Here is a 14637-nt window from a genome sequence, read left to right on the forward strand (position 1 = left end):
CGATCGGCTGTCGAGATTGGAGGGACCGGTATGACTTACGCACTTCGACAGATGTTGGTGCTTGGCTGCATCGCCACGTTCATGCCGCTGGCTGCGATGGCGCAAGGCGCTCCGTCCGCCCCTCCTCCCGTCACCGTCGCAAAGCCGGTGGTGCGCGATGTCATCGACAATGACGAGTTCATCGGCCGCTTCCAGCCGGTCGACGAAGTCTCCATCCGCTCGCGCGTCGGCGGCTATCTGCAGGAAGTCCATTTCGAGGATGGCGCTCTGGTGAAGCAGGGCGACCTACTCTTCGTCATCGACCAGCGGCCGTTCATAACAGCGCTCAACCAGGCAAAGGCGGCGCTCGAAGCCTCGCAATCCGCGCTCGTCTTTGCCGACGCGCAGTACAAACGCGCCCAGTCACTCGCATCGAGCGGCAGCCAGTCGGCACAGACACTGGACGATCGCCGCCGCGAATTCGATTCCGCCGAGGCCAATGTCCGCGGCGCCCAGGCCGCAGCCGATCGCGCTGCTCTCGACATGGAATATACCGAGATCAAGGCGCCGCTCAGCGGCCGCATCGACCGCCGCCTGATCTCGACCGGCAATCTCGTGCAGGCCGACCAGACGGTGCTCACCACCATCGTTTCGCTCGATCCGATCGATTTCTATTTCGACGTCGACGAACGTCGCCTGCTAAATTTTGCCGATACCGCGCGCAAGCAGGGCAAGGATCTTCAATTGGGTGGCGGCGGCGTCGACGTGTCCGTTGCGATCTCGGATCCGACGGCCAAACCCTTCACGGGAAAACTCGATTTCGCCGAAAACCGGGTCGACAACGAAAGCGGCACCATCCGCATCCGTGCACGCCTGCCAAATCCCGATCTTATCCTTCAGCCGGGCCTCTTCGGCCGCGTCCAGGTCGCAGCCTCCAATACCTATAAGGCCATTCTCGTCCCGGACGAGGCAATCGGCTCGGATCAGAACGAGCGCGTCGTCTATGTGGTTGACCCGCAAGGAAAGGTTTCGACCAAGCCCGTGCGACCCGGCCCGCGGCTCTACGGCTATCGGGTGATCCGCGAAGGCCTCGACGGCACCGAGACGATCATCGTCAACGGCCTGATGCGCGCCAGGCCGGGTTCGACGATCACGCCGCAGATGAGCGAACTGCCGCAGGAGCGGCAGGACACCCCGCCTGAAGCCGCCAATGCGGAGAGCGGACAATGAGATTCGCGCACTTCTTCGTCGACCGGCCGATCTTTGCGGCCGTCATCTCGATTCTCTTTCTCGTCGTCGGCGGCATCGCCTACACGCAACTGCCGGTCTCCCAATATCCGGAGATCGCGCCACCGACCATCGTCGTGCGCACCTCCTATCCCGGCGCCGACCCGCAGACGATCGCCGATACCGTTTCGACTCCGCTCGAACAGCAGATCAACGGCGTCGAAGACATGCTTTACATGTCGTCCTATTCCAGCGCCGACGGCGCCATGTCGCTGACGATCACCTTCAAGCTCGGCACCGATCTCGACAAGGTGCAGGTGCTTGTTCAGAACCGCGTTTCGATCGCGCTGCCGCGACTTCCGGAAGAGGTCCAGCGGCTCGGCGTCACCACCGACAAGAGTTCGCCCGACCTGATGATGGTGGTGCATCTCCTGTCGCCCTCGCATCGCTATGACCAGCTTTACGTTTCGAATTATGCCCGCAACCGCATCCGCGACGTTCTCGTCCGCCTCGACGGCGTCGGCGACGTGCAGATCTTCGGCGAACGCCAGTATTCGATGCGCATCTGGCTCGATCCGGAAAAGCTCTCGGCCTACGGCATGACCTCCGACGACGTCGTCTCCGCCCTGCGGGACCAGAACGTCCAGGTCTCCGGCGGCAAGATCGGCGCGCCGCCGGTGACCGGCAAGAACGCCTTCGAATATACGGTGCGAACGGATGGACGTTTCTCCGACGTGCGCGAATTCCGCTACGTCATCGTCAAATCGACGGGCGCCGGCCGGCTCGTGCAGTTGCAGGATGTCGCCCGCATCGAACTCGGCGCCCAGGACTACGTCACCAACAGCTATCTCAACAACGATCCGGCGGTCGCCCTTGGCGTTTTCGCCCGGCCGGGAACCAACGCACTGGACACGGCCCATCAGGTCCAGACCCTGATGAAGGAAGTCTCCCAGAATTTCCCGGAGGGCCTGGAATATCGCATCGTCTACGACACCACGGAATTCATCGCGGATTCGATCAGCGAGGTCTATAGAACCATCGCCGAGGCGGCCATCCTGGTGGCGATCGTCGTTCTGGTCTTCCTGCAATCCTGGCGAACCGCGATCATACCGATCGTCGCCATTCCGGTCTCGCTGATCGGCACCTTCGCCATTCTGCTGGCCTTCGGCTTTTCGCTCAACATGCTCACCCTGTTCGGGCTTGTGCTCGCCATCGGCATCGTCGTCGACGACGCGATCGTCGTGGTGGAAAACGTCGAGCGCAATCTGGCGCGCGGGATGACGCCGAAGCAGGCGTCCCATGTGACGATGGACGAAGTCGGAACCGCCGTTGTCGCCATCTCGCTGGTGCTGATCGCCGTGTTCGTGCCGACAGCTTTCATCCCCGGCATATCGGGCCAGTTCTACAGGCAGTTCGCCGTGACGATCTCCGTCACCACTGCGATATCGGCCTTGAATTCGCTGACCCTGTCGCCCGCCCTTGCAGGCATATTGCTGAAGACCCACGACCATGAAACCAGGCGCGCGAATATCGCCACACGGTTTGGAAGAGGTCTCGCCAGCGGTTTCAATCGCGGCTTCGACAGGATGAGCTCCGGCTATTCATGGACTGTGCGGCATCTGGTCAGCAGTTGGGTCGGATTGACAGCGGCGATGGTTGCCTTCGTCTGCCTGCTCGGAGCAACCTGGTACATGAGCACGCGCGTTCCCGCGGGCTTCATCCCGACCATGGACCAGGGTTACGCGATCGTCGTCATCCAGCTTCCCGATGGCGCCTCGCTCGCGCGCACCGACGCCGTCGTCAAACAGGTGGGCGATATCGCCCGCACCGTGCCCGGGGTCGGCAATGCCGTGCAATTTGCTGGCTTCAGCGGCGCAACCTTCACCAATGCCTCGAATGCGGGCGTCGTCTTCGTGCCGTTCAAATCCTTTGCCGAACGCGAGGAAGGCGGTGAGAACGCCAACAAGATCATCGGCGAGCTTTACGGCAAGCTGCAGAGCATCCAGGAAGCCTTCATCATCGCCATCCCGCCGCCATCCGTGCGTGGCGTCGGCAATTCCGGCGGCTTCAAGATGCAGATTTCCGATCTTGAAAACGCCGACATGACGCGTGTGCTCGGCCTCGCCCGCCAGATGATGGGTGCGGCGGCCACGACGGAAGGGCTGACCGGGGTCTTTACGACATTCTCGGATGCAAGCCCGCAATATTTCCTGTCGATCGACCGTGACAAGGCGCGCTTCCTGAATGTGCCGATCCCCAACATCTTCAACGCGCTTTCCATCAATCTCGGCGTCGCCTACGTCAACGACTTCAATGCGTTCGGCCGTGTCTACCAGGTCCGCGCGCAGGCCGACCGGCAGTATCGCATGGACAGAGAAGACATCCTCGCTTTGAAAGTTCGATCGGCGACCGGCGCCCTGGTTCCGCTTGGAACATTGATGGATATCCAGGATGCCAGCGGCCCGGCGCTTGTCCAACGCTACAACATGTATGTCTCGGTGCCGCTTCAAGGCAATCCGACGCCAGGCACATCGACAGGCGATGCCATCGCGAAGATGGAAGCGCTGGCGGCAAAGATCCTGCCGCAAGGAACCACATTCGAATGGACCGAACTCGCCTACCAGGAGACCCACACCGGCAACACCGCCGTCTACATCTTCGCCCTGTCCGTCGTCTTCGTCTTCCTGGCGCTGGCGGCACAATATGAAAGCTGGGTTCTGCCGCTGGCGATCATTCTCATCGTGCCGCTTGCGGTGCTCGCCGCGCTGATCGGGGTCTCGCTGCGGGGAATGGACAACAATGTGCTGACGCAGATCGGCCTGATCGTGCTGATCGGCCTTGCGGCCAAGAACGCCATTCTGATCGTCGAATTTGCCAGGCAGGCGGAAGACGAGGGCAAGTCGCCGGTGGAAGCAGCCATCGAGGCCAGCCATCTTCGCCTGCGCCCGATCCTGATGACGGCATTCGCCTTCATCTTCGGCGTTCTGCCGCTTGCCATCGCCACCGGCCCCGGCGCCGAGATGCGGCAGTCGCTCGGCACCGCCGTCTTTTCGGGCATGCTTGGCGTGACGATCTTCGGTCTGTTCCTGACGCCGGTCTTCTACGTCGTGCTGCGCGGCTGGCGCCGCGGCCGGCCGGCGGAAAAACCGGTCGAGACCGTCCCGGTGGAAAGCGAGACGGTCTGATCCGCTTCGACAGGCGGCCGATAAGGCGCGTCAGGTGGAAAACAGATGCACCTTACCCTGCCACAGCCGGGCGACGGTCAGCTTGCCGCTGCGATAGGCGCGCGTATCGAGATTGAGCCGCCTCAAGCGTATGTCGGGCTCGTCGTTCGGCGTATGACCGTGAACGACGAGCTTCGGCAACGGAACCCGGCTTTCGAGAAACCGCTGGCGGATCATGACCAGATCCTCGTCGGTCTGCTCGCCGAGCGGCAGCTTCGGATTGATGCCGGCATGCACGAAAATCACGCTTGGCGTCTCCAGCATGACAGGCATCGCCCGCATGAAATCGATATGCGTGCGCGGCAGCGACTGGCGGAGGAAGGAATCGAGCTTCGCGCCGGAGGGAAAGACGAGCGGCAAATGCTCGGGATCCAGCCCATAGGATTTCAGCGACTCCGCCGAACCCATCCGCATCCACTCGTCATAGGAAATCCAGCCATCGATATAGTCGAGCATGGCGATTTCGTGATTGCCGGCGAGACAGATGCGATCGAAATCTTCCGGCGGCGGCTCCATCAGATGCGCGATGACCTGAGCCGATTCCGGCCCGCGGTCGATATAGTCGCCAAGCGTGACGATCAGCTTACGCCCCGGCAGCCGCGCGGCATCGCGTCGGATCGCCTCCTCGGCTTTCGCGAGCAGATCATAGCGCCCATGGATGTCGCCGATCGCATAGGTCGGGATCGCGGCAATATCCAGCGTCAGACGCGGTCTCGACTGGCGTGCCATTTTCGAAACCTCGCCGTTGCGAGCAAGAGTACCGCTCATCATGTTTCTCGATCAAGAAAGCCCACTTGACGGTAAGTAGAGTGGAGCACAAGGCAATCAAGCTGGTAAGAAAATTCAAAGCGCTCGGGTTTTGTAGAAAAACCGGCCTTATCATTCGCGGGCCGATCCCTCACTCCTGTATTCCGAAAGCATGTCGCGCAAAAGTGTGGAGCGGTTTTCCCAGGCAAAGCGCGAAGCGCTTTTGCGGCAACGACATGCGCAAAACAAAGAGCTAAAGCGCAAGCGGCGTATCTGAAAGATCGCGACGTGCTTTAGCATCGGCCCGACAATCGGGGCGATTTTCGGAAGGCACGAGCCGCGGAGGCCTGTTGCAGCATTGTTTACGCGTCTGAAAGGACTCATGGCGCTGTCGGAAAGAGTGACCGATGGGAACGGTATCGCAGTTTCAGGATAAGGCGAGGCCTCCTGCGCATCGCATCGAAAGTGAAGAAGAGGCGATATCAACCGCCCGCAGCCTCGCCGCCGCCTTCCGGCATCAGGCGAGCGAACGCGATATCAACCGCGTGCTGCCCTTTGCCGAACTCGACACGCTGTCGGTTTCGGGATTGACGGCGATCACCGTTCCGCCCGACTATCGAGGGCTCGACGTGTCGAACGCACTGCTGGCCGAAATCGTCGCAATCATTGCCGAGGGCGACGCCTCGATCGGCGAGACGCTGGAAAACCATTTCTGCGTGCTGGAAACGCTGCGCACCCAGGCGACTGAGGATCTGCAGGCATCGCTGTTTGCCCGTGTGCTGCTCGGCGACCGCTTTGCCGGCGCCACCTTCGCCGAGGGCGCCGAGCTTACGCCCGAAGGCCCGGGCTACCGCTTGCGTGGGCGAACGCGGCAAGCGCCGGGCATTCTCTTTGCCGACTGGATCGCGGCTGCCGCCACCGCTCCACCCAACCGCCTTTTGACGCTCTACCTCGCATGCAACGACGAAGACCTGCAGGTGGTCGACGATTGGGACGGCTTCGGACAGCGCACCAATGGCGCGGCAACGGCGATCGGCGGCTCGCTTCACGTCAATGCCGATGCGATTGCGCCTGCCCCCTCCTCCGACACTTCGACCGGCACCTCGCTCGGCCTGCTGCTCAAGGCAGCCGTCAGCCTGGGTATCGCCCGGGCCGCATGGAGCGACGTGATAACGGCCGTCGGCGATCGCGGCACGACGCTCCTTGCCCGGATCGGCGAATGTGCCATCCGCATCGAAGCGACGGCGGCGGCCTTGGAACGGGCCGGCCGCAAACTCGACATTGCCCAGGTCAATCCGGTAGAGGCGGCGATGGCGGATGCACATTTCTCCGTCTCGGCCGCCGCAATCCTTGCCGGGGAAACGGCACTCGACACCGCAAACGCGCTGTTCGAACTGGCAGGGGAAACATCCGCCGGCATCGGGCTCAATCTCGATCGGCATTGGCGCAATGCCCGCATTCATGCGCTGTCGCTGCCGCGCCAGAAGCTGATGCATGCCGCGGGCGAATACGGGGCAACTCCAGGAAAAGTGCGCAGCGGTTTTCCGTCCGGCGCCTAATTCAGCTGGCGGCGGAGATCGGCACGTCTTCCTTGGCGTCGTCGATGCGGCCACCGGCGGCAACGAATTGTTCGAGGCTCATATTGTCGAGAATGGCGGCGATCGCGTCACGAACATCGGTCATCGAGCGCCGCACCTGACAGGTTTCCGGATCGGCGCAGTCGTCGCAGGCCTCGTAAGCCGTGCGGCTGGCACAGCGGATCGGTGCCAAGGGTCCGTCGAGCGTGCGGATGACATGGCCGATGCGGATTTCGGCGGCCGGCCGCGACAGCGAATACCCGCCGCCCGGCCCCTTCTTCGAGCGCAGGATGCCGACATTGCGCAGTTCCAGCAGGATCGTATCGAGAAACTTCTTCGGGATATTGTTGCGGGCAGCGATGTCATTGATGAAGGCGGTCTCACCCGGCGCCAGACGCGCCAGATCCACCAGCGCCTTCAGCCCATATTTTCCCTTTTTCGTCAGCATCGTCGTTGCCCTGTAGAAAACGCAGTATTTATCCTGCCAATAGCAGGCAAATAGCGTCAAAAGCATGAACATACAACAAAATAGCTATTATTTATAGCTTATATCGGCAACATCCACAGACCCATTGTCGATCTCGAAAAGGATCGGTCCGCCGCACGCCTTGCCCGGCCGCCCATCAGATCGTCTTCAGCATACCGCCATCGACAAAATAGGTGGAGCCGACGCAATAACTCGCGCGCTTCGAACTCAGGAAGACGAAGACGTTGGCCAGCTCTTCCGGCGTCCCGAACCGCTTGGAGGCGGCGTGCTCGTTGGCGACGCTCTGCAGGTAGCCCTCCCAGTCCCCGCCGGTTTCGGCGGTCAACTGCTTGGCGGTCTTGATCCAGTCGGGCGTCAGGATCAGGCCGGCATTGACGCAGTTGACGCGGATATTGTCCTTGATGAGTTCGGTCGAAAGCGTCTTCGAAAACATCATCAGCGCCGATTTGCTGACATTGTAGATCGGCTCGTACCAGAGCGGCTGGACGGCGCAGATCGAGGCATTGTGCAGGATCACGCCGCCGCCGCGTTCCTTCATCTGCGGGGCGATGCCGCGCGCCAGCCGCACGGCGGCCATCACATGCAGGTCCCAATAGCTCTGCCACTTCTCGTCGGGCGCCTCCATCACCGTCTCGTTCGAGCCGGTGCCGGCATTGTTGATGAGGATATCGGCGCCGCCTTTTTCGGCCGCCGCCGCAATGATCGCCTCGGTTCCGGCAACCGTCGCCACATCCGCGGCAATAGCGGCGGCGCTGACGCCGTACGTCTCGGCGATCCGGGCGGCTTCCGCCTCGAGCCGTTCGCCGCCGCGGGCCGCGAGCACAAGATTGGAACCCTCGGCCGCCAGCCCCTCGGCGATCGCCAAGCCAATGCCGACAGAGGCGCCTGTTATGACGGCGGTCTTTCCCCTCAGTCCCAGATCCATATTTTCCTCCGCGTAAGCGGCCGGCGGTGCCGGCCTGATGTGGCGAGTGTTCCGTCAATGCAATCGGGCGTCAAGCACCCAAACGCCTCTTGCGGCCGGCGCCGATCTGTCACAGCCTGTGTCCACATATGCGAGGAGTTTTCATGCGACGTTATTCAGGCTGCATAGAATGGCTGTTTGCCGAAGACGGCGACAGTTTTCCCGATCGCATCCGCCGCGCCCATGCGGGCGGCCTGACGGCGGTCGAATTCTGGCGCTGGACCGACAAGGATCTGGACGCGATCGAGGCAGCGCTTGATGAAACCGGTCTTGCTGTCACCAGCCTCGTCGCCGAGCCGATGATCGCGCTGACCGACGCCGGCAACCGGCAAGCCTGGCTGAACGGCTTGGCCCAATCCGTCGCCGCGGCAAAGCGTCTCGGCGCGCCGGTGCTGATTGCTCAGGCCGGCGACGATCTTCCGGGCGTGAGCCGCAAGGAGCAGCGTCGGGCACTCACTGAAACGCTGAAAGCAGGCGCCGATATTCTTGCAGGCAGTGGTGTGCGCCTCGGCGTCGAGCCGCTGAACATCCGCATCGACCATGTCGGCTATTTCCTCGATTCGACCCGCGAAGGTCTCGACATCATCGATGACGTCGCCCGCCCCGAGATCGGCATCGTCTACGACATCTACCATTCCGCCGTGATGGACGAGCGCACGGAAGAGGTGCTGGACGGCCGTCTCGACCGTATTTTCCACGTCCATGTCGCCGATCACCCCGGCCGCAACGAACCGGGCTCCGGCGGCATCGACCTGGCCCACCGCCTCGGCTGGATCTTCGCCAACGGCTATGACGGCGCCGTCGGCCTGGAATACCGGCCGACCAGACCCGGCGCCGACGCGGTCAAGGCCGCGATCGCCTCGCTGGAGGGCTAGGTCGGGTTTGCGCCTTCGGCAAAGGCCTCAAGCTCGGGGTCGAAATCGACCTCGACGACATTGTTGAAGACCGCGGTGGCCAGCATGATGCCGGCAAAGGCGACGAGATCGATCAGCACCTTGGTTTGGTAGCGTGCTTTCAGCTTTGCCCAGAGTTCGGTGGGCACGGCATTGGAATCGGCAACGATCGCCTTGCCGAAGGCGTCGAGCAGCGCTTCCTCCTCGGAAAGTTCCAGCGCGTCGGGATCGAAGCCGTTATTGATCAGCGCCCGGCGAAAGAAAGTGATGGCGATCTTCGATTTCGCCGCCTTCGAAATCACATGCGAAAAAATCCAGATCGCCCGGTCGCTGATGACTGGGTTGAGCTCAGCCCGCAGGGTGAACCATTCAGCGTAGATGCGATGGGCGGCGGGCGAATGTAACAGCGTCCGCTTCATATTGGTCATGCGCCCGCGCAGCCTGACTTCCTCGTCATGCGCCGCACGAACCTCTTCGGAAGCGGTGTCGTAGTCGATCTGCGGCAGATGGCTCATCGGGGTCGCTTTCCTTTCGCTACGGCGGCTATCGGGCGCCTAGCGGCAAATCCGCTTGGCCGCTGCGCCGCGCCCGCCTAGACTGGCCAAATCCGAGATGGAGGCAAGGCATGAGCGACGACCACGAGCATCACCCCATCGACTGGCGGGAACATGGCGTCAAGGTCATTCCCGGCAATTCGCTCGATCCGAACACCGCGCAGACGCCGGGGATGAACCGTGCGACGGCCATCAACAATGCCCGCGCCGGCGCCGAGAAGATCTGGGCTGGCACGGTGACGATCCACGCCAATGCCAAGACCGGCGCCCATCATCATGGGGATCTCGAAAGCATCATCTACGTGGTCAAGGGAAAGGCCCGCATGCGCTGGGGCGAGCACCTGGAATATACCGCCGAGGCCGGCCCCGGCGACTTCATCTATGTCCCGCCTTATGTGCCGCATCAAGAGATCAACGCCAGCCGCGACCAGACGCTGGAATGCGTGCTCGTCCGCTCAGGCCAGGAACCCGTCGTCGTCAATCTCGACATCGAGCCGGTGGAAAAGCCGGAAGACGTGCCCTGGATCGACCCGATCCATCGCTGACGCCAACGTCCGTCAGGCGTGAACCGCGTCCGCACCGCTCAGGGCCGGCTTCTCGATGACCCGGCCGGTATCGGCGGCATAAAGATGGATCGCATCGTGGTCGATCGCGATGCCGATCGGGTCGCCCGACTTCACGGTCACGGCCTCGGTCAGTGCCACGGCAAAGGGCAGCCCGTCGAAATCGGCGTGGACGACGCGGCTCGCGCCGAGCTCCTCGATGAAGTCGGCCGTCGCCACCAGAGCGCCGGGCGCATCCGGGGCCACCAGCCGGGCGGCCTCGGCGCGCATGCCGAGCACGACGCGTTTGCCCTTCAGCGATGCGGCGCGCTCGCGCGGCAGCGCGATCTTGCGGCTCTGGTCGTAGACGAAGACGCCCTCGTCGTTGATCGTGCCTTCGAGCAGGTTCATCGCCGGCGTGCCGACGAAGCCGGCGACGAAACGCGAGACCGGATGATGATAGACCTCCTCCGGAGTGCCGACCTGCTCGACCCTGCCGCCGTTCATCACCACCAGCCGGTCGGCCAGCGTCATCGCCTCGGTCTGGTCATGCGTGACGAAGATCGAGGTGGCGCCAAGGCGGCGGTGCAAGCGGCGGATTTCGGCGCGCATGGCGATGCGCAGCTTGGCGTCGAGGTTCGACAGCGGCTCGTCGAAGAGGAACACCTTCGGTTCGCGGATCATCGCGCGCCCCATGGCGACGCGCTGGCGCTGGCCGCCGGAAAGGGCGGCGGGCCTGCGGTCGAGGAAGGGTTCGAGGCTGAGCGCCTTGGCAACCTCGGCGACGCGGCGGCTGCGCTCGGCCTTCGCCACACCCGCCACCTTCAAGGCATAACCGATATTCTCGGCGACCGTCATGTGCGGATAGAGCGCATAGTTCTGGAACACCATGGCGCAGCCGCGCTCGCGCGGCTCCAGCTGGTTGACGACGCGTCCGTCGATGGCGATGTCGCCGCCGCTGATTTCCTCGAGGCCGGCGATCATGCGCAGCAGCGTGGATTTGCCGCAGCCGGACGGACCGAGGATGACGATAAATTCGCCGGTCTGGATCTCCAGGTCGACGCCGTGAACGACGGGTTGCTTGCCGTAGCTCTTCTTCACATCACGGATTGAGATCGGTGCCACAGGACTGCTCCTTCACTTCTCGGTAGAGATAAGGCCACGCACGAACCAGCGCTGCATCAGGATGACGAGCACCAGCGGCGGCGACATGATGATAAGTGTACCTGCCATGGCGACGTTCCAGTCGGGCAGGCCGAATTCGGACGGGATGAGGGTCTTGAGCTGCGTCACCGCAATGCCGAAATTCGGATCGGTGGTGATCAGCAACGGCCAGAGATACTGGTTCCAGGCCCAGACGAACATGATGGTGAACAGCGCGATCATGTTTGGCCGCGACAGCGGCACCAGAATGTCCCAGAAAAACCGGACCGGACCCGATCCGTCCATCTTCGAGGCCTCGGCAAGCTCGTCGGGAACGGTCAGGTAAAACTGGCGGTAAAGGAAGGTGCCGGTCGCGGTGGCGACGAGCGGCGCCACCAGGCCGGTATAGGAATTCAAAAGGCCCCATTCGAGCTTGATCTGGATGCCGGACACCCAGGCGACCAGCGCGGTGATTCCGGTGATATCGAGGATCGTCTGAAAAGGCTGCAGCGCGTTGGCGGCAATCGAATAGGTCGGCACGATGCGCACTTCCAGCGGCAGCATCAGCGTGATGAAGATGATCCAGAAGATCAGGTGCCGGCCGCGGAAGCGGAAGTAGACGATCGAGAAGGCGGCCATGGCCGAAAGGATGACCTTGCCGGCACCGACCGCAGTCGCGAAGATGATGCTGTGGATCAGCTTGTTGCCGAGATCGGCGCGGGTCCAGGCAGCCTGCGCATTTTCCCAGAAATGCGAACCCGGGGTCAGCGGCAGCGGCACGCGATTGACCGTCTCCAGATCGAGCGTCGATGCGATGATGACGATGACGAAAGGCAGAAGCGCGATCACCATACCGAGCGCGAGAATGGTATAGCAGATGAAGTTGAATATCGGCGTGCGTTCGATCATGTCCGCGACCTCACTTGTAGTGCACGCGCCGCTCGATGAAGCGGAACTGGAAAATGGTGAGCAGAACGACGAGCGCCATCAGGATGATCGACTGGGCGGCAGCGCCCGAATAATCGAGCCCCCTGAAACCGTCGAAATAGATCTTGTAGACCATGAGTTCGGTCGCGCGCGCCGGTCCGCCCTGGGTCATGACGTCGACGATGCCGAAGGAATCCTGGAAGCTTTCGGTGATGTTGATGACGAGCAGGAAAAACAATGTCGGCGTCAGCAGCGGCAGCTGGAGATCCCACATGCGGCGCAGCGGCCCCGAACCGTCCATGGCCGCCGCCTCGATCAGCGAACGCGGAATCCCCTGAAGCGCTGAAAGGAAGAAGATGAAATTATAGCCGATATATTTCCAGGAAAAGGCAATGATGACGGCGATCATCGCGTCCTTGCCGTCGAGCGCCGGGTTCCAGAGGCCGGGCCAGACATGGTTGATGACCGACAGGAGGCCGGCCTCCGGCGCCAGGATGAAGCGGAAGGCGAGACCGAGAGCCGGCGCGGCAATCGCGTAAGGCCAGATGAAGACCGACCGGTAGATTTTGTGGCCGCGCAGTTCACGATCCGTCAACAGCGCCAGGATGAGCGCCATCCCCATGGCGATCGCCGTCGAGCTGAAGCCGAAGATCATGCTGCGGGTGATCGACTCCCAATAGATCGGATCGCTGAGCAGCTGCTTGAAATTGTCGAAACCGACCCATGCATTGCCGCCGCCCCATGGCTGCTCGAGCGTGAACGCCCAATAGAGCGCCTGCGCACTCGGCCAATAGAAGAAGACGAAGATCAGCAGCAGCATCGGAAAGGCGAAGAGCAGTCCGATCGTCGTCGAGGAGAAAGTGACGCGCTTTTCCATGAGTGGTCGTTTTCGCCGTGATTTGGTTTCGCGCGGGCAGCAGCCATGCATCCGCGACCGATAAAAAGAACTTGCGAAGACGCACCCGGCACGCGCAAAGCGGGCCGGGTGCGGCTGATATCAGTCGATCAAGGGAGCTGAACGTTCTTGTAGGTCTGCTGGAAGCGGCGCAGCAACTGGTTGCCGCGTTCGGCAGCACCGTCGAGCGAAGCCTGGACGTCGGCATTGTTGACGAAGATAGCCTGCAGGCCGTTGGCGAGCTCGGTGCGGACCTGCAGCAGGCCGCCGAGGCGGATGCCGTGCGGCGCAGTGTCGTCGGCAGGCGATGCGGTCAGGCTCTGAATGGCGAGTTCGCGGCCGGCATATGGTGCCTTATCGTAGAAGCCCTGCTTCTTCAGGTACTCGAAGCCGGAATTACGAACCGGGATATAGCCGGTCACGGTCGACCAGGTGAGGGCTTCTTCCGGCTTGGCGATGAAGTTGAAGAAGGCAGCGGCAGCCTTGTATTCGGCGTCGGTATGACCCTTCAGAACCCAGAGCGAAGCGCCGCCGACATAGGAGCTGTGGCGGGTTGCATTGCCGTAGGTCGGCAGCATCGCAACGTCCCAGTTCATGCCCTGCTTGGCGGTGCGGCCGATATTGCCGTGGTCGCCGACCGAGGTCAGGATGACCTGGCAATCGCCGGCGGCGAAGGCTTCGACGAAGGTCTGGCCGACGGCCTTGTTCTTGATGAAGGCAAGCTTGTTGTCGTACCAGGACTTGAGGTCCTTGATGTAGCTGACGAGCAGCGGGTTCTTGTTGTAGGTCAGCTCGGCGTCGAGGCCTTCAAAGCCGTTCTTCTTCGTCGCGATCGCTTCGCCGTTCACGGCTTCGAACTGCTCGACGTACTGCCAGACTTCGTTGCTGGAGATGTCGAAGGCGAGCGGGCAGGCATAACCGGCATCCTTCAGAGCCTTGAAATCTTCGCCGGCTTCCTGCCAGGTGGCCGGAGCATGGTCCTTGCCGATCTTGGCGAAGGCGTCCTTGTTCCAGTAGAGCAGCGCGGTCGAGGAGTTGAAGGGGAAGGAATACATCTCGCCCTTCGACGTCGCATAATAGTTTGCGATGCCGGAGAAATAATCCTTCCAGTCGACGGTGTAGCCCATGTCGGTCATCAGCTGGTTGGCCGGGTAGTAGGCGCCGGAAAGCATGATGTCGAGCGTGCCGGCGTCGGAGACCTGAGCGATGGTCGGCTGCTTGCCGGCGCGGAAGGCTGCGATCGTGTTCTGCAGGGAGGCGTCGTAGCTGCCCTGGCTGGTGCAGACGACTTCGTAATCGGCCTGCGACTGGTTGAACCGATCGCACTGTTCCTGGACGCGCTTTGCGATGTCGCCGGAGTTGCCGAACCAGAAGTCAATCTTGGTCTTATCGGCGGCGGCAGCGGGACCGGCAAGAAACGCTGTAGCGAGAAGGGCGCCAACGGCGCCGAGAAGCTTGGATTGCATGAGAACCTCGAA

At 62.2% G+C, this 14637-nt stretch carries 13 protein-coding genes; 5 read left to right on the forward strand and 8 right to left on the reverse strand.

Going from position 1 to position 14637, the window contains the following annotated elements; all coding sequences use genetic code 11:
- Positions 1–30 precede the first annotated feature (30 nt).
- Complete coding sequence (locus AMK05_RS17670) at positions 31–1209, forward strand: efflux RND transporter periplasmic adaptor subunit (protein WP_064840444.1); 1179 nt, start codon at positions 31–33, stop codon at positions 1207–1209.
- Positions 1206–4391, forward strand: a complete 3186-nt coding sequence (locus AMK05_RS17675; RefSeq protein ID WP_064840445.1) for an efflux RND transporter permease subunit — start codon at positions 1206–1208, stop codon at positions 4389–4391. The genes AMK05_RS17670 and AMK05_RS17675 overlap by 4 nt, the downstream gene beginning before the upstream one ends.
- A 30-nt stretch (positions 4392–4421) precedes the next feature.
- Here the strand turns inward: AMK05_RS17675 and AMK05_RS17680 are convergent, their stop codons facing one another.
- Positions 4422–5198, reverse strand: a complete 777-nt coding sequence (locus AMK05_RS17680; protein ID WP_171899803.1) for a metallophosphoesterase family protein — start codon at positions 5196–5198, stop codon at positions 4422–4424.
- A 386-nt stretch (positions 5199–5584) separates the two neighbouring features.
- On the opposite strand from AMK05_RS17680, the gene AMK05_RS17685 reads away from it, so the two are divergent.
- Complete coding sequence (locus tag AMK05_RS17685; protein ID WP_064840446.1) at positions 5585–6736, forward strand: monooxygenase; 1152 nt, start codon at positions 5585–5587, stop codon at positions 6734–6736.
- 1 nt (position 6737) lies between these two features.
- Here the strand turns inward: AMK05_RS17685 and AMK05_RS17690 are convergent, their stop codons facing one another.
- The gene (locus AMK05_RS17690; RefSeq protein ID WP_064841429.1) at positions 6738–7202 is read right to left on the reverse strand and encodes an RrF2 family transcriptional regulator; all 465 of its coding nucleotides are present in this window, start codon (positions 7200–7202) and stop codon (positions 6738–6740) included.
- Between the two features lie 175 nt (positions 7203–7377).
- On the reverse strand, positions 7378–8166 hold the full coding sequence (locus tag AMK05_RS17695; protein ID WP_064840447.1) for an SDR family NAD(P)-dependent oxidoreductase: 789 nt from the start codon (positions 8164–8166) through the stop codon (positions 7378–7380).
- Between the two features lie 143 nt (positions 8167–8309).
- Between AMK05_RS17695 and AMK05_RS17700 the strand changes: the two genes are divergently transcribed.
- On the forward strand, positions 8310–9080 hold the full coding sequence (locus tag AMK05_RS17700) for a TIM barrel protein (RefSeq protein ID WP_064840448.1): 771 nt from the start codon (positions 8310–8312) through the stop codon (positions 9078–9080).
- Here the strand turns inward: AMK05_RS17700 and AMK05_RS17705 are convergent.
- Positions 9077–9613 (reverse strand): hypothetical protein, encoded by a 537-nt coding sequence (locus AMK05_RS17705; protein ID WP_064840449.1) that lies wholly within the window; start codon positions 9611–9613, stop codon positions 9077–9079. The two genes, AMK05_RS17700 and AMK05_RS17705, sit on opposite strands and share 4 nt — an antisense overlap.
- A gap of 110 nt (positions 9614–9723) precedes the next feature.
- On the opposite strand from AMK05_RS17705, the gene AMK05_RS17710 reads away from it, so the two are divergent.
- Positions 9724–10197 carry a cupin domain-containing protein gene (locus AMK05_RS17710; RefSeq protein ID WP_064840450.1) on the forward strand — a complete coding sequence of 158 codons (474 nt, stop codon included), beginning with the start codon at positions 9724–9726 and terminating at the stop codon, positions 10195–10197.
- 12 nt (positions 10198–10209) lie between these two features.
- Here the strand turns inward: AMK05_RS17710 and AMK05_RS17715 are convergent, their stop codons facing one another.
- From AMK05_RS17715 to AMK05_RS17730, 4 genes are all read right to left on the reverse strand, one after another.
- Positions 10210–11319, reverse strand: coding sequence for a sn-glycerol-3-phosphate import ATP-binding protein UgpC (locus AMK05_RS17715; protein ID WP_064840451.1), 1110 nt, complete (start codon positions 11317–11319; stop codon positions 10210–10212).
- Positions 11320–11331: 12 nt separating this feature from the next.
- Positions 11332–12246, reverse strand: coding sequence for an ABC transporter permease subunit (locus tag AMK05_RS17720; protein WP_064840452.1), 915 nt, complete (start codon positions 12244–12246; stop codon positions 11332–11334).
- A gap of 10 nt (positions 12247–12256) precedes the next feature.
- Positions 12257–13141: a carbohydrate ABC transporter permease gene (locus AMK05_RS17725; RefSeq protein WP_012485023.1), complete on the reverse strand. Its 885-nt coding sequence runs from the start codon at positions 13139–13141 to the stop codon at positions 12257–12259.
- A 128-nt stretch (positions 13142–13269) separates the two neighbouring features.
- Entirely contained in the window at positions 13270–14625 is a 1356-nt protein-coding gene (locus tag AMK05_RS17730) for an extracellular solute-binding protein (RefSeq protein ID WP_064840453.1), read from the reverse strand.
- Between the last annotated feature and the right edge of the window lie 12 nt (positions 14626–14637).

This window comes from Rhizobium sp. N324, from assembly GCF_001664485.1.
GTDB lineage: Bacteria > Pseudomonadota > Alphaproteobacteria > Rhizobiales > Rhizobiaceae > Rhizobium.